Raw genomic sequence first — 14,785 nt, forward strand, 5'->3', positions numbered from 1 at the left:
GTCAAACGCCCCTGGAGCATTGCGCGTCTCGCATAGGTGATCTGAAAACTTGGCTGTTTTAGTCTTTCGCGCCGCAACATATATTCCGGTCATCAAATAGAGGTCAGCGCCGATCGGTGGCTGCTGGCAGATGAAACCCTCGGAAAGGGGCTTACCATGAACTTCTCTCGCTCTTTCAACAATTGGCGCAAGTATCGTCAGACCGTCACGGAACTCGGTCGCATGACCAACCGCGAATTGCACGATCTCGGTATCGACCGTTCGGACATCCATCGCGTTGCCCGTGAGGCTTCTTCCCGCTAATTCCAGGCGATCCGCTCCTCCCAAGCAGGATCGTTCTCGGTTGAAACGCCCGCTGTACCCACAGCGGGCGTTTTCGTTTGTCTGCTGCGGCTGCCGCCGCGGTTGCATGTTTTTGCGCCTCGTCCGACCGCTCAAAAAATATTCACCGCTTATTTGACGGGCATCATACTGCACAATTGCATGGCAGACGCCATTTATTTGCACTGCACAATAAGACGGAGATCGCCTATATAAACATCAACCGCAGAGAGATAGGCGATCCCGCCATCCAGCGGACATTTGTTTGAGGAAAAAGACAATGAACCCGATCCGCATTGCAAAAAGCTGGCTCAGCTACCGCCGTACGCTCAACGAACTCGGCGGCCTGTCCAACCAGACCCTGTCCGACATCGGCGTCAGCCGCTACGAGATCCGCAACATCGCATCCCGCTCGTTCCGCTAGTAATGGGCCGCTCATAGCGGGCCGCTAACAGCGAGCGTGATGCTTCCAAGACGGCGCCCCCAGGCGCCGTTTTTGATTCCGGGGTGTTGGATCGCACCTGCCGACATGATATCAGCCCGGAATGAACACGATCTCTTCCCATTCCCCCATCCACGTCGTCGGCGGCGGGCTTGCCGGTTCGGAAGCCGCCTGGCAGATCGCCAATTCCGGCGTTCCCGTCATCCTGCATGAAATGCGCGGCGTGCGCGGCACCGATGCGCACAAGACCGACGGCCTTGCCGAACTGGTCTGCTCCAATTCCTTCCGTTCCGACGATGCCACCAGCAATGCCGTCGGCGTCATCCATGCCGAAATGCGCATGGCCGGCTCGCTGATCATGGCCACCGCCGATCGGCATCAGGTGCCGGCCGGCGGCGCGCTCGCCGTCGATCGCGATGGCTTCTCCGAGGCGGTGACCAAGGCGATCCACGACCACCCGCTCATCACGGTGGTGCGCGAAGAAGTTACCGGCCTGCCACCACGGGACTGGGATCTTGCCATCGTCGCCACCGGGCCGCTGACGGCGCCGTCGCTTGCCAGCGCCATCCAGGCGCAAACCGGCGAAGATTCGCTCGCCTTCTTCGATGCCATCGCGCCGATCGTCTACCGCGAGAGCATCGACATGGATATCTGCTGGTATCAGTCGCGCTACGACAAGGTCGGTCCCGGCGGCACCGGCAAGGATTACATCAACTGCCCGATGGACGAGGCGCAGTACAATGCCTTCGTCGACGCGCTGATAGCGGGCGACACGGTCGGTTTCAAGGAATGGGAAGGCACGCCTTATTTCGATGGCTGCCTGCCGATCGAGGTGATGGCCGAACGCGGCCGCGAGACGCTGCGTCACGGGCCGATGAAGCCGATGGGGCTGACCAACGCGCATAACCCGACAGTGAAAGCCTATGCGGTCGTGCAACTGCGCCAGGACAATGCGCTCGGCACGCTCTACAATATGGTCGGCTTCCAGACGAAGCTGAAATATGGCGCGCAGTCGGAAATCTTCCGGATGATCCCGGGTCTGGAAAATGCGGAATTTGCCCGTCTCGGCGGTCTGCACCGCAACACCTACATCAACTCCCCCACCCTGCTCGATCCGTCGCTGACGTTGAAATCTCGGCCCGGCCTGCGTTTCGCCGGTCAGATCACCGGCTGCGAGGGATATGTGGAAAGCGCCAGCGTCGGGCTGATGGCCGGGCGGTTCGCTGCTGCCGAACGCAAGGGTGAAGCGATCTCGCTGCCGCCTGCAACAACGGCGCTCGGCTCGCTGCTCGGTCATATCACCGGCGGCCATATCGTCACCGACGAGGAGCCGGGCAAGAGGTCTTTCCAGCCGATGAACATCAATTTCGGGCTGTTTCCAGAGCTCGAGCCGGGTTCGATCGTCAAGCCCGAAGGCGTCAAGCGTTTCCGCGGCAAGGACAAGACGATCATGAAACGGCAGCTGATCGCACGCCGCGCACTTGCAGATTGCGCCGCCTGGCTTGGGCAGACTTCAACATCTGCCAAAAGCGACCCTGCATAATTCCCTAAATCGGATCCGATTTAGGGGTAAGATTATGCAGCCATAAAGTGTAGCGCTTACTGCTTGTTCGCCGCCGAAATAAGCAGGTCCTTATCCGGCTCGGCGATATAGTTGCCGAGCAGCCAGAGCGCGACTTCCGACGCCTCCTTGGCGGAAGCGAATTCGAAATCGCCGTTATGATGCGGCGCATCGAGGAACTCGATCACCAGCCCCCTGCCCGTTTGCGAGCTGACGACGCGCACACGGCCCGGCTGGATCAGATGGCAGGCGAAGTGACGCGACATGTTGCGCATGACGCCGGCCTTATTGTCGTGCAGGCGCACGAAGACTGCCTGGCCGTTTTCCGTCGGCTGCAGCTGACGGATCGCCTCGTTCGGAAAAGCGCGGCCGAACTCGATGATGGCGAGACCCGTGTCATGCAGGCCGTCTTCCTTGTTCTGCGCAGCCATGCGCGTCGCCGCAAAAGCAAAGAAGATGACGATGGCGAAAAGAACGCACCAGACGATAATGCCCACGCCCGAGTCTCCGTTCAAAAAGGGTAGCGGTTCAAGGCTTGTAACGCGTGAGACTTGCGCGAGTTTGACCGAAGTCAGATTTTTCTGCGCGCTGCCGCCAATCCCATCTGCAGCTGGCGGCGCCATTGCGGCAGCTGCAGCGGCCGGTCGAACAGCAGGACGCCGCGCTTCTGCGCTCTGACGAGCACCGGTTCGGCAAGCGTCGCCGGCAGAAAGGCCGGAAAGACGGCGGGCGCAATCGGTCCGGCCCCCCTCGCCTTTGCCAGATGCTCGCGGCCGAGGCCGGCGAAGGCTTCGATGGCGGCAGAGATGCGTGGCCGGTCTTCGCCGGCAAGGAAGACATCACGGTCGAGACCGGTGGCGGACAAGATCTGCAGCGGAATATAGACCTGGCCGCGGCGGCGATGCAGCGGCATCAGCAGCAACAGGCCGGCAACCGCCTGGGCAACACCGGCATGGCCGGCCGCATCAGCCGATCGTGCCGCCTCTTCAGGCGAAAGCACGAGGCTTGCAAGCTGAATCAGGGCTGATGCCGTCTCGCCGGCATAACCTTCGAGCGACAGGCGCGTTTCCATCGGATCGTCATAAAGGTCGAAGGTGCGGGCCTCGATTATGTCGATCAGCGTCTGGCGCGGCAGGCGGTGCGTCTCGATCGCCGTCAGAAGTGCCGCGGCGACGGGGTTGGCGGCTGTCGAACCATGCGCGCTGCCTTCCAGCAGGTCGCGCCAATATTGCAGCCTGACCTCGCCGGGCAACGGCTCGTGCACGAGATCACGGATGCGGGCAAGCTCGGCATTGAATGCGTACAGCGCCGCAAGCGCGCCGCGCCTTTCCTCCGGCGACAGCAGACATGCAAGGTAACGGTCGCGATCGCTGTCGCGCAGCATCGCCAGGCAGATCTCCTGGTTCTTCGCCATAGTCGCTTCAGCCATCGTCAGACCGCGATCAATGCCGCAGCGACGGCGCGCTGCTCGGCGAGCATGATATTGAAGGTGCGCACCGCTGCCCCGGTGTTCATCGGATCGGAGGCAATGCCGCGCGCCTTCAGCGCCTGCTTCAATTCCTCCGGCAGTCGGCGAAGCTCGGTTCCGGTGCCGACGAGCAGAACCTCGATATCGGCAGCCTCATCCAGCACCCGGCGGAAATTTTCGGGCGACAGCGGTTTCGACATATCCATGTCCCAGCCATGAATGCCGGAAGGCAGGCAAAGGATCGAGCCGCGATGCGACATATCGGCAAAGCGGAAGCCGCCATTGCCGTAAGTATCGATCGGCGCGCGCCCGGGAAAATGGGCGGCGCGGATTTCTATGCCTTTTGCCATGTTTTCAAACCACCGTGCCGGATTTTACACCAGCATCCGTCTTGTTGCTCTCTTCCCCGTCGGGAGCCTCCGGCCGCAGCCGAAAGACGATCAAGACAGGGGCGGCGATATAGATCGAAGAGAAGGTGCCGAGAGCGACGCCGAAAAGCATCGCAAAGGTGAAGGAGCGGATGACTTCGCCCCCGAAAAGATAGAGCGCCAGCAAGGCGAGCAGCGTCGTCGCGGCGGTCAGAATGGTGCGCGACAGCGTCTGATTGATCGACGCATCGATCAGGATCGGCAACGGCATCTTCCGGTATCGCTGCAGATTCTCGCGCATTCGGTCATAGACCACTACCGTGTCGTTCAGCGAATAACCGACGATGGTCAGCACGGCGGCAATGCTCGTCAGGTTGAACTCGATGCCGGTCAGCACGAAGAGACCGAGCATAATGATGACGTCGTGCAGCGTGGCAATGATGGCGCCGACTGCAAACTGCCATTCGAAGCGGATCCAGATATAGATGAGGATCGCCACAAGTGCTGCCAGCATGCCGAGCGTCGCCATCATCGTCAATTCGCCCGATATGGCGGGGCCGACGACCTCCACGCGGCGAAAATCATAATCCTCCTGGAGCTCGCCGCGCACAAGCGTCGCCGCCGACTGCTCGGCATTCTCGCCGCCGCCCTGGGAGGCGATGCGGATCCGCGCATTCGACGGGCCGCCGGTGCGCTCGACAACGACCTCGCCGAGATTGAGATCGTTGAGGCGCGATTGGAGATCGGCAATATCGGCATTGCCCTGTTTTGCCGTCACCTCGATAAGCGAGCCGCCGGTGAAATCGATGCCGAGATGCAGGCCGACGGAGGCAAAGGCCGCCATGGCGATCAGCGAGATAACAGCCGACGTCGTAAAGACATAACGGCGGATGCCCATGAAGCGGATATTGGCGTGTTCGAAAAGGTGCGTCAGGACGCTCTTCGACAAATGCCGGGGATGGCGCCGCTGCAGCCAGACCGCAGCAATCGAGCGCGTCAGCGTGAACGCCGTAAAAACGGTCGTCAGAATGCCGACCGCCAGCGTTACGGCGAAACCGCGGATGGATTCGCTGCCGAGGAAGAAGAGGATGACGGCCGCGATGAAGATCGTGACATTCGCATCGACGATCGTTGCGAATGCGCGCGAGAAACCGCGGCCGACCGCCTCGGCGAAGGAATGGGCGGTTTTCTCCTCTTCACGGATGCGCTCGTAGATCAGCACGTTGGAATCGACCGCCATGCCGACGATGAGCACGATGCCGGCAATCCCGGGCAAGGTGAGCGTCGCGCCGGCAAGGCTGAGCACCGCGACGATGAGGATCAGGTTGAAGAAGAGCGAGACGACGGCGATGACGCCAAGAATGCGGTAAAGCGCGATCATCAGTGCTGCGACCAGCACGACGGCGACAAGGCCGGCAATGAGACCGGAGAAGATCGATTCGGCGCCGAAACCCGGGCTGACGCTGCGCTCCTCGACGCTCGTCAGCGTTGCCGGCAAAGCACCGGCGCGCAGCATGACCGCAAGATCGCGAACCCCGTCCTCGGAGAAGTTGGCGGAAATCCGCCCCTCGCCACCGGTGATCGGCGCCTCGATGACAGGCGCCGACATCACCTGGTCGTCGAAGACGATGGCAAGGTGTTTGCCGACATTCCGGCCTGTCGCCTCAGCCAGCCGCGCTGTGCCCTCCGCATCGAGACGATACTCGATCGACGCGTCCTGCGTCTGCGGGTCGATGAGCGGCTCGATATGCACCATGTTGCCGGCCGTGGCGAAAGCCGTACGGTCGACGAGATAGGGAACTGGCGGATCGTCCAGCGAATAGAGCACCTCGGATGTCACCGGCCAGCGGCCGTTCAGCGCCTCCTGCCCCGACATGCTTTCGTCGATCAGATGAAAGGAAAGCTTGGCCGGCTGGTTCAGGAGGTTCTTCAATCGCTCGGCGTCGACCGATCCCAGTACCTGCACGACGATCCGGTCAACGCCATCGGGACGGACGAGGAAATTGTCGTAGCCGAACCCCGCGATGCGGCGGCTGACGATATCGAGCGACCTGGTCTGGGCGGAAGCAATGTCGGCAGCGATGCCAGCGTCGGAAATCTGCAGCGAGAGCTGCCCTTCCGCGCTCTGCTGCAGCGCGACTTCGGGTCCCGAACGCCCGCCAGGTGCCGTCAGAGGCTTCAGGAGATCGACCGCTTTCTGCGTCTCGGCCGGATCGGTGATCCGCACCGTGACGGTCTGGTCGTTGCCGGTCAGCCCGGTATAGCGGATGCCGGCACCGCGCAGCGCATTGCGCACATTGGCGACGACCTCTTCCAGCCGCTCCTTGACGATATCGGAGCGTTCGAGCTTCAGAACGACATGCGAGCCGCCCTGCAGATCGAGACCGAGCGTCATGCGGTCGTGCCGCAACCAGCCGGGCAGCGAGGCGCGCTGCGCCTCGCTCAGCAGATTGGGCGCAGCAGTGACGATGGCCGCAAAGGCGGCCAGCCAGATCAGAAGTGTTTTCCAGCGGGAAAAATGCAACATTCTCTCGACGATCTTCCGATCCGGCGGCTGTCCTGCCGTTATCGCTTGTTACGCTGCGTCGGCCTTGACTGGTTCACCCTTGACACGAACGTCCGAAATGCCGCTGCGGACGATGCGAACGCGAACGCCGTCGGCGATCTCGACTTCGACTTCCTTGTCGTCGACGACCTTGGTGACTTTGCCGACGAGACCACCACCGGTGACGACCTGGTCGCCGCGGCGGATCGCCTTCAGGGTTTCCTCACGCTTTTTTGCCTGTGCGCGCTGCGGACGGATCAGCAGGAAGTACCAGACGACCATCAGCGGCACGAACAGGATGATCATTTCGAAACCGGAGCCGCCGAAACCGGTTGCGGTGTCGGTCGCACTCTGGGCGAATGCCGGGGTGATGAACATGCTAAACTCCTCAGCTTGGCGGCGGAACCCCGCCTCTTTTTCAGGTTGCCGGACTATAATTGCCGCTTCGATGAATGCAACAGAAACAGCCGGAAACAGTACCGATTCCGCTGCCTCATAACCTTTCCGCCGACAAAACGCCATGGTACCCCGCAGCGAAACACAGGAGGCCCGCGATGACCGAGGAAATCAACACCGCCCTGCTTGCCGAACTGAAGCGGCTCGCCGATGCCGTTCAGCGCCTTGCCGGACCGGCGCCTGCCGTCAACGACTGGGATGCGGCGGACTGTTTCGTCTGGGCGCCGATGCGCCAGCACCTGCAGCCGGTGAAAAAACCGAACCGGGTGGCGCTGAAGCTCATCCGCGGCGTCGATCATGTGCGCGATATCCTGCATGAAAATACGGTGCGTTTCGCCGAGGGTTATGCCGCCAACAATGTGCTGCTCTGGGGCGCACGCGGCATGGGCAAATCCTCCCTTGTCAAGGCGGTGCACGAGGATGTCCGGGGTGAAAGCGGCGTCGCGCTGAAGCTGGTCGAAGTCCATCGCGAGGATATTGCGAGCCTCCCCACCCTGCTCGATCTTCTGAAGGACACACCCTACCGCGTCATCGTTTTCTGCGACGACCTCTCCTTCGATCATGACGACACCGCCTACAAGTCGCTGAAGGCGGCACTCGACGGCGGCGTCGAGGGGCGGCCGGACAATGTCCTCTTCTACGCCACTTCAAACCGGCGCCATCTCCTGCCGCGCCATATGATGGAAAATGAGCAGTCGACGGCGATCAATCCGTCTGAGGCGGTCGAAGAGAAGGTTTCGCTATCCGATCGCTTCGGCCTTTGGCTCGGCTTCCATAAATGCAGCCAGGAAGACTATCTCGGCATGATCGACGGCTATGCCGACCACTTCAAGCTCGGGCTCGAGCGCGACAAGATGCATGCCGAGGCGCTGGAATGGGCGACGACGCGCGGCGCGCGCTCCGGTCGCGTCGCCTGGCAATATATTCAGGATCTTGCCGGACGCATGCGCGTTCACATCGACAGGGCCTGAAAGCCAAAGCGCGCCGCATGAACCAGGTTCGGTGCGACGCGCCTCAGTCAGGTTCAAGGCCTCGGGCATTGCAAGCAACACCCGAAGGCCGGAATGATCAGCGTTTATCCAACGCCGCCATGGGTTACTCTCCCGCCGGTCCGTAGAGAGCGAGCCGCTCGAGAAGGACACGCTGCCGCCCGGCGCTTTCGACCAGCAGGCCGGTGTAACGGTCGACGATCCGGTCGCGGTGGTTCGGGTCTGAGACGGCGGACAGCGCACCGATAATGGCCGCGACCTTTTCCGAGGTCTGCCGCAATTCTTCGAGCAACTCAGACTTGTCGCCGATCTCGCCCACCACCCGCTTCGTCACCTTGCCGATTCCGGCCGGGGTGCGGCCGCCCGCCGAGACGTAACCCTCGGGCAGATCGCCCTTGAGATTGGTGACCGACTTGAAGCGGATGACCTCGAAGATCTGGTCGACCGCCTGCTTGGCGCCGGTCACCCGCGAGGGATGATCGGTATCGGCGGCGGCGTGCGGCAGCAGTTCCAGCTTGCCCTTGTGGCGCTCTTCAAGCGGCAGGTAGGGCAGCATCGGTCCGCTGAGTTTGCCCGTCGCGGCATCCTTGAAGAGGTCGGCATCGATCGCCGCATGGGCGATCTTGCCGGAGGAAAGCGCGGCGTCGAGCGCACCGGCATCCACGACTTCGCCGCGGTCGTAATTAACCAGCACCGCGCCGTCCTTCATGGCGCCGAGAACCTTCGCATCGACGGTGCCGGCATTGGAATAGATGCCGGTCGATGCGTCCAGGCGGCCAAGGCCGATATGCACGGAGAGGACGTCGGCGCCGCTTGCCGCTTCGACCGGGCTTGCGGCATAGTCGAAGCCCTCGGCCTCGATCCAGCGCCTGTGGTGCTCGCGGGCGTAGATCGCCACCTTCATGCCGAAGGCCTTGGCGAGCTTGGCGACTTCACGGCCGATATTGCCGTAGCCGAGAACGGCAAGTTTCCGGCCTTCGAGCTTTGCCGTCGGGAAATCCTTGAGCTGGCGCCCGGTATCGAAATCGCCGGCGGCAACCATCCGGTGCAGCCTGTCGACCGGCAGATCGGGAACGACCTTGAGGATCGCCTTCACAGCCATCTGGGCGGTTGCCCGGCTGTTGATGCCGGGGGTGTTCATCAGCGGCGCCTCACCGCCTTCGCCGTTGCCTCCGCCCCAAGAGGCCGAACCCATGTTGCCGGTTCCCGCGCCGATACGCACGCCGCCGAGCGAGAAGACGGAAGCCTTCGGGATGAAGGTCGCCGCCGCGATCAAGGCGTCATACTGACCCTTGTCCGTCTGCGGCAGGATTTCCGCCTCGGTGCTGAGATCGGGCTGATAGAAGAAATGGATGCGGCCCTTCTCCAGCGCCGAACCGTCGCCGATCGGGCCGACATGGAAGACACCACCCTTTTCCTCGATGTAGGCCCGGATTTCGCTGTGGTCGGGCTTGCCGTCCGCGCCGAGGCGCAGGCCGACCAGATCGGCGATCAGCACCTTGTAGGCGCGTTGCGGATCGTCCTTGCGGGCGGCTGCTCCGGCCTTCGCGGACGCGTCAAAGGTGACGCCCTCTTTCGCCAGTTCCTCTTCGAGAACGACGATCTTGGCTCTGAGATAGGCATATTGCAGGTTTTCCAAGAGGGCCACGACATCTGCCGGCTCGCGGATGCCGCCGACCCAGGCACGGTAGTCGCCGGGCGTTCCCGGGAACGCATTGACGTAGCGTGCCGCATCGAGGCCGGGTTCAAATTCGCCGTTCGGATGGGTGATGCCCTCGTAGCCGAGCAACTGCTTCGAGCGGGCAATGATGCGGGCGTGGATTGCGGGATCGGTGATGCCGGCATCCTCGATCTTCAGAAGCGTCACGGCAGCACCGCGCCGCTCGGCATCGGTAACGGTCAAAGACAGCAGCGGATGCGATTTTACCCACTCGTCGATCACCGCCCGGTTGGCGGCAGAGCGCCGGTTGAGCTCGACAACCGAGCCGACCCGTGCCTCGGACTGCAGGAGACCAAACGTGGTCTCGGCAAAGGCGAGCGCGCTGTAGGTGTTGATGACGCCGCCGAGCATGCGGTCTTCCCCGGCATCGTAGAACGGGCCGGCATCCACGGAGCGCTTGGCTGAAAGCGGCTGGCGCGCATCGATCGGCGGCGCGATCTTCAGCTGGCGCGGGATCGCCCAGGCAGGGTCCTGCTGGTTCTTCTCGACCAGAGCCAGGGCATGCGGCGTGAAGGAGGCGACGAAATATCCGGAAATCCCGCCGATCGCCTTCTGGAACGGCATGAACAGGCAGCATTTTGCCATCACCGCATCGACCAGCTCGGGCTCCCAGGGCATGGCGCCGAGCATCGACGTGGCGTCGAATACCGCGTGGTGGTTTGCCGGATCGCGGTCGATCCAGTTCAAGAGCTCGTGGATCTCGCGGCTCGTATAAGCATTAGCGCCAGTGGTCTCGTGGCCGACGCCGACGAAGATCGATACGCCGAGGTCGGAGAGTTCAGCGGCCGTCGGGATCACGCCTTCGGAGGCTGCGAAATGGATACGGCTCTCGCAGCCTTTTTCGGCGAAGCGCTGCATCTCGATCAACTGCGTGGCCCAGGACTGACGGAAGAAGCCGGCCGACCGGGACGGATCGCTTTCCGGGCGCGGCGTATCGACATAGACGCGCTGGTTGGCGTCGTTGGCATTCATCAGATGCTGGACGCAGACAGTGTAGCCGCTGTGGCCGCCGCCGAGCCCCACCGCCATGCGGTTCGTCTTCGGGAAATGGAAGTAGGTGTGGATCGCCCGCATCATGTCGGTCAGGATCTTATCCGCCGGATAGCCGCGGTGCATGCTGCGGGAAATCTCGGCCGTGGTGAAGCCGCCGATATCGTTGCCCTTGTCGTCGAACTTGCGATAGGTCTTTTCGATCCAGGCATCGAAGGCGAGGCGCCGCAGCCGGCTATCCACTTCGTCAGTGGTCGCATCCGTGATCGGGCCGACGCCGAAAAACGGGTTGGACGGCAATTCAGGCGCACCCGAATTCGTCAGTCGGAGTGCTTCGAGACGCTGTTCCTGCATCTGGGCGATATTCGTCATGGGCTGCCTATCCGTCTTCAAAAGGGTCCAGGCATAGTGAATTGAACTTTCGGGAATGTAGACATCATATGCGCCGAACATCAGGCATAATGCGTCATCGGCCTCTGCCAATGCCTGCAATGTGCGCAAAAATAGTCTCTAACGGCGATTTTGCGCCGATGCAGGTGCTGCCAATTCACTCTTCCGGCAGGAAGTCCATGCGACCGAAACTGCATATGCTCCAAATGACAAAAGCCCGGCGGGTGGCCGGGCTTTTGCGCTTCCTGGTACGCTCTACCTACTCCAGGAAAGTCATCGGGTTGACCGGGGATGCGTCCTTGCGCACCTCGAAATGGACCTGCGGCTGCTTGACGTCGCCGCTCATGCCGGAGACGGCGACGGTCTGGCCGCGCTGGATCTTCTGGCCGCGCGTGACGCTCAGCGTATCGGCATTGCCGTAGACGGTGACGGTGCCGTCATCGTGGCGGACGAGAACCGTGTTGCCGAGTTCCTTCAGGCCGTTGCCGGCATAGATGACGACGCCGTTTTCGGCGGCCTTGATCGGCGTGCCCTGCGGCACCGAGATATCGATGCCGTCATTGCGGTTGCCGTTGACGTTGGCGCCGTACGAAGCGATGACCTGGCCGCGGACCGGCCAGCGATACTTGCCGATGCCGGTCGATTCCGGTGCGGCGGAGCTGACGTCAGACTTCTTCTCGACATCATCGACCGTCTGGGTGGCGGCCGGCGCCTTGTAGGGCGCTGGCTGAGCGGATGCTACCTGCTGGGCGGGCGCCGCCGGAGCCGGCTTCGGATCGGCCTTTTCGGCCGGGATCGATGCCGTCTTGATATTGTCGGCGGTGCCGCTCGGGATCTTCAGGGCCTGGCCGACGCGCAGCGAGTTGGCCGAAAGATTATTGGCGGCCTTGAGATCGTCGATATTGGAACCGGTCGCCTTGGCGATCCTCGCCAGCGAATCGCCCTGCTTGACGACATAGGTGCCGGCAGGCGCTTTCGGATCCTTGCCGGCGCCAGCTGGAAGCTTGCCTGTCGAATCGGCGCTCGCCATGGTCTTGTCGCGGGCGGAATTGGCGCCGGGAACGACGGCGACATTCTGCTCGGGCGCCTTCACCGGTTCCGGCATCTTGCCGGGCTTGGAGAGATCGGCCGTCTGCGACGCCGCCTTGGCAGCATTGCCGCCATTGAAGGTCGGGATCAGGATCGCCTGGCCGGGCTTGGCCGCCGATGCCGTCTTCAGGCTGTTGACGCGCAGGATTTCATTTTCCGGAACACCGAAGCGTCGGGAAAGCGTGGCGATGCTTTCACCCGGACGCAGCGTCACGGAAGGCGCATTGGTCGCAGACCAGCCGGAGACCTTCGGCGTCGTGCCCGTCGTCAGAGGATCGGGTGTTGTCTTCGGCTGCGTGGGAGCGACCAAACGGTGCTTTTCAGCCTGAGGCGAGGCCGGGAAAGGCTGAGCGAGCGCGACTTCCTTCTCCCGCTGCCGGGAAGGTGCTGCCGCCGTCGGCGCAGCCAGCTCGGAACGCTGCACCGAAACCGGCGCGGACGCCATGCGTGCACTCGACGTACGAACCGGATCGTAGCTCGGGCTGGCCGGATAGGGCTGGTTCAGCCCACCATTGCCGCCGCCGTAACCCGACTGGCTGGCAACGGCAGAGCCGCCGAGATCGGCGCGCGGCACCGGATCACCCTGAGGGGCGCTCCTGCGCGGAATGGAACTAGTGGTGATCTGATCCTGCCCTGAGGAGGAGGAAAACAAGCCGCCGAACCGTGTCACATCGGAACTGCAGCCCGTTGCCGCACTTGCAAGCAGGCCCACAACCAGAAGATTACCGGCGGACTTTCCGAACTTCGGCGAAAGACTGAAACGCATTGACTCGACCCACTGAGAACGCAACCATTTGTGAGTCTATTAAAACGCGTTAGTATTACCACGCGGTTAAGATGCTGGAATCAGTACGATATTTTTGAGAAGTTGATAACCATAGCTTATGGATGAAAAATCGCAGTCCTTCGAACACGATACGGAAAAGTCCGAGCGGTTTTCGGATGACATGCTGCTCTCCTTTTTTCGATGGAGATGCGAGTTTGAGATTTCGGCCTGGTCCGGCCTGAAGCCATCGGCGTCTACAGCAGCGAGGCAAGCCGCGGAACGATCGGCAGATAGGGTGCTTCGAACAATTCCTCGCGTTCGAAACGGCTGCCGGTTTTGGTCAGCCGCACCATGCGACATTCGTTCTCGGAGATCATCAGCGGCGCGATCATCGAGCCGCCGGAAACCAGCTGGTCGGTATAGAAGCGCGGCATGGCGTTGAAGGCCGCGGTCACCAGGATGCGGTCGAAGGTGCCCTCTCCCTGCATGCCGGCACTGCCATCGGCATGGCGGATGATGACGTTGCGCAGACCAAGCGATTCCATGCGCCGCTGCGCAGCCGATGTCAGTGTCTTGTAGCGGTCGATGGACAGAACACGCTCGGCCATGCGGCCGATGACGGCGGCGGTAAAACCGCTGCCGGTGCCGATCTCCAGGACGCGTTGCCCCGGTTTGACTTTAAGGTGATGCAGGATGCGGACGACAAAATCGACGCCTTCCAGGAAGGAGCCGCATTCGATCGGTATCGTCCGGCTCGAATAGGCGTCATCTGCAAATTGCGGCGGTACGAAGAGCGAGCGCTGCGTCTGCTCGACCGCCGTCAGCAGATCGAGGTCGGAGATGCCTGCGGCACGCAATCTGAGGACGAGCGCCGCAAAGCCCTCCTTCTCCGCCAGTCTTGCCGTCAAACCTGTGCTCCGTATCCCAAGGCCCGCGCCACGCGGTCCGTTACGGAATAATCGGTCAGATCCAGTTTCAAAGGCGTTACCGAAATCTTGTTATGCTTCAGCGCGTGAATGTCGGTGCCTTCGATGAAGGCGCCGGCGCGTTCACCGAACTTCAGCCAGTAGTAAGGGAAGCCCCGCCCATCGGAACGAGCGTCGACCTGCAGGTTGAAGGCGAGCTTGCCCTGCATGGTTACCTCGGCGCCATCGACCTCATCGGGACGGCAGTTCGGAAAGTTGAGATTGAGGAACGTGCCCTCCGGCAGATCCAGGACCATCAGTTTTTCCAGAAGAGCCGGTGCATGGGTCTCGCAGACTTCCCAGGGTACGATGCGCGCACCGTCCTCATAGAGATAGGCCTGGCTCAGCGCGAAGGAGCGCACGCCCTGCATCGTGCCTTCGATGGCGCCGGCGATCGTGCCGGAATAGGTCACGTCGTCGGCAACGTTCGAGCCCGAATTGACGCCGGAGAGGACGAGATCAGGCTTGATGTCCATCACCTGCCTGATGCCCATGATGACGCAATCGGTCGGCGTGCCGCGCAGCGCGAAATGCTTGTCGGAAATCTTGCGCAACCGCAGGGGCTCGGAAAGGCTCAGCGAATGGGCAAGGCCGCTCTGATCGGTCTCGGGCGCCACGATCCAGACATCGTCGGAGAGCGTGCGCGCAATCCGCTCCAGCGCGGCGAGGCCTTCGGCGTGAATGCCGTCGTCATTCGTAAGCAGGATGCGCATCG

Annotated in this window: 13 protein-coding genes; 4 read left to right on the forward strand and 9 right to left on the reverse strand. The window is 62.1% G+C overall.

The genetic code is table 11. The features are described from left to right. Positions 1-156 precede the first annotated feature (156 nt). The 3 genes from GGD57_RS22805 to trmFO all read left to right on the forward strand — a co-directional run bounded on the left by GGD57_RS22805 (position 157) and on the right by trmFO (position 2,306). Positions 157-303 (forward strand): DUF1127 domain-containing protein, encoded by a 147-nt coding sequence (locus GGD57_RS22805; protein WP_010067591.1) that lies wholly within the window; start codon positions 157-159, stop codon positions 301-303. A 298-nt stretch (positions 304-601) separates the two neighbouring features. Beyond that, on the forward strand, positions 602-745 hold the full coding sequence (locus tag GGD57_RS22810; protein ID WP_184472529.1) for a DUF1127 domain-containing protein: 144 nt from the start codon (positions 602-604) through the stop codon (positions 743-745). A gap of 121 nt (positions 746-866) precedes the next feature. Next, on the forward strand, positions 867-2,306 hold the full coding sequence (gene trmFO, locus GGD57_RS22815) for a methylenetetrahydrofolate--tRNA-(uracil(54)-C(5))-methyltransferase (FADH(2)-oxidizing) TrmFO (RefSeq protein ID WP_184472530.1): 1,440 nt from the start codon (positions 867-869) through the stop codon (positions 2,304-2,306). Positions 2,307-2,362: 56 nt separating this feature from the next. On the opposite strand, the gene GGD57_RS22820 is transcribed toward trmFO, so the two are convergent. The 5 genes from GGD57_RS22820 to yajC all read right to left on the reverse strand — a co-directional run bounded on the left by GGD57_RS22820 (position 2,363) and on the right by yajC (position 7,083). After that, positions 2,363-2,821, reverse strand: coding sequence for a hypothetical protein (locus tag GGD57_RS22820; protein WP_184472531.1), 459 nt, complete (start codon positions 2,819-2,821; stop codon positions 2,363-2,365). Positions 2,822-2,895: 74 nt separating this feature from the next. Next, positions 2,896-3,753, reverse strand: coding sequence for a phytoene/squalene synthase family protein (locus GGD57_RS22825; RefSeq protein ID WP_184472532.1), 858 nt, complete (start codon positions 3,751-3,753; stop codon positions 2,896-2,898). 2 nt (positions 3,754-3,755) lie between these two features. Continuing rightward, positions 3,756-4,142 carry an Mth938-like domain-containing protein gene (locus GGD57_RS22830; RefSeq protein ID WP_010068245.1) on the reverse strand — a complete coding sequence of 129 codons (387 nt, stop codon included), beginning with the start codon at positions 4,140-4,142 and terminating at the stop codon, positions 3,756-3,758. Between the two features lie 4 nt (positions 4,143-4,146). After that, complete coding sequence (gene secDF, locus GGD57_RS22835) at positions 4,147-6,687, reverse strand: protein translocase subunit SecDF (RefSeq protein ID WP_184472533.1); 2,541 nt, start codon at positions 6,685-6,687, stop codon at positions 4,147-4,149. Between the two features lie 48 nt (positions 6,688-6,735). Continuing rightward, a complete protein-coding gene (yajC, locus tag GGD57_RS22840; RefSeq protein ID WP_085737084.1) occupies positions 6,736-7,083 on the reverse strand; it encodes a preprotein translocase subunit YajC in 348 nt (115 codons plus the stop codon). 176 nt (positions 7,084-7,259) lie between these two features. On the opposite strand from yajC, the gene GGD57_RS22845 reads away from it, so the two are divergent. Next, positions 7,260-8,132 carry an ATP-binding protein gene (locus tag GGD57_RS22845; RefSeq protein WP_184472534.1) on the forward strand — a complete coding sequence of 291 codons (873 nt, stop codon included), beginning with the start codon at positions 7,260-7,262 and terminating at the stop codon, positions 8,130-8,132. A 124-nt stretch (positions 8,133-8,256) separates the two neighbouring features. On the opposite strand, the gene GGD57_RS22850 is transcribed toward GGD57_RS22845, so the two are convergent. The 4 genes from GGD57_RS22850 to surE all read right to left on the reverse strand — a co-directional run bounded on the left by GGD57_RS22850 (position 8,257) and on the right by surE (position 14,783). Further along, positions 8,257-11,232, reverse strand: coding sequence for an NAD(P)-dependent oxidoreductase (locus GGD57_RS22850; RefSeq protein ID WP_184472535.1), 2,976 nt, complete (start codon positions 11,230-11,232; stop codon positions 8,257-8,259). Between the two features lie 277 nt (positions 11,233-11,509). After that, positions 11,510-13,105 carry a peptidoglycan DD-metalloendopeptidase family protein gene (locus GGD57_RS22855; RefSeq protein ID WP_184472536.1) on the reverse strand — a complete coding sequence of 532 codons (1,596 nt, stop codon included), beginning with the start codon at positions 13,103-13,105 and terminating at the stop codon, positions 11,510-11,512. A gap of 254 nt (positions 13,106-13,359) precedes the next feature. After that, the gene (locus GGD57_RS22860; protein WP_184472537.1) at positions 13,360-14,013 is read right to left on the reverse strand and encodes a protein-L-isoaspartate(D-aspartate) O-methyltransferase; all 654 of its coding nucleotides are present in this window, start codon (positions 14,011-14,013) and stop codon (positions 13,360-13,362) included. Then, positions 14,010-14,783: a 5'/3'-nucleotidase SurE gene (gene surE, locus GGD57_RS22865; RefSeq protein ID WP_017964058.1), complete on the reverse strand. Its 774-nt coding sequence runs from the start codon at positions 14,781-14,783 to the stop codon at positions 14,010-14,012. The genes GGD57_RS22860 and surE overlap by 4 nt, the downstream gene beginning before the upstream one ends. Between the last annotated feature and the right edge of the window lie 2 nt (positions 14,784-14,785).

This window comes from Rhizobium esperanzae (assembly GCF_014197615.1).
Classification (GTDB): domain Bacteria; phylum Pseudomonadota; class Alphaproteobacteria; order Rhizobiales; family Rhizobiaceae; genus Rhizobium; species Rhizobium esperanzae_A.

Coding starts and splice junctions, on each gene's coding strand:
- GGD57_RS22805 (WP_010067591.1), top strand. CDS start 157: ATGAACTTCTCTCGCTCTTTCAACAATTGGCGCAAGTATCGTCAGACC.
- GGD57_RS22810 (WP_184472529.1), top strand. CDS start 602: ATGAACCCGATCCGCATTGCAAAAAGCTGGCTCAGCTACCGCCGTACG.
- trmFO (WP_184472530.1), top strand. CDS start 867: ATGAACACGATCTCTTCCCATTCCCCCATCCACGTCGTCGGCGGCGGG.
- GGD57_RS22825 (WP_184472532.1), bottom strand. CDS start 3,753: ATGGCTGAAGCGACTATGGCGAAGAACCAGGAGATCTGCCTGGCGATG.
- GGD57_RS22830 (WP_010068245.1), bottom strand. CDS start 4,142: ATGGCAAAAGGCATAGAAATCCGCGCCGCCCATTTTCCCGGGCGCGCG.
- secDF (WP_184472533.1), bottom strand. CDS start 6,687: ATGTTGCATTTTTCCCGCTGGAAAACACTTCTGATCTGGCTGGCCGCC.
- yajC (WP_085737084.1), bottom strand. CDS start 7,083: ATGTTCATCACCCCGGCATTCGCCCAGAGTGCGACCGACACCGCAACC.
- GGD57_RS22845 (WP_184472534.1), top strand. CDS start 7,260: ATGACCGAGGAAATCAACACCGCCCTGCTTGCCGAACTGAAGCGGCTC.
- GGD57_RS22850 (WP_184472535.1), bottom strand. CDS start 11,232: ATGACGAATATCGCCCAGATGCAGGAACAGCGTCTCGAAGCACTCCGA.
- GGD57_RS22855 (WP_184472536.1), bottom strand. CDS start 13,105: ATGCGTTTCAGTCTTTCGCCGAAGTTCGGAAAGTCCGCCGGTAATCTT.
- surE (WP_017964058.1), bottom strand. CDS start 14,783: ATGCGCATCCTGCTTACGAATGACGACGGCATTCACGCCGAAGGCCTC.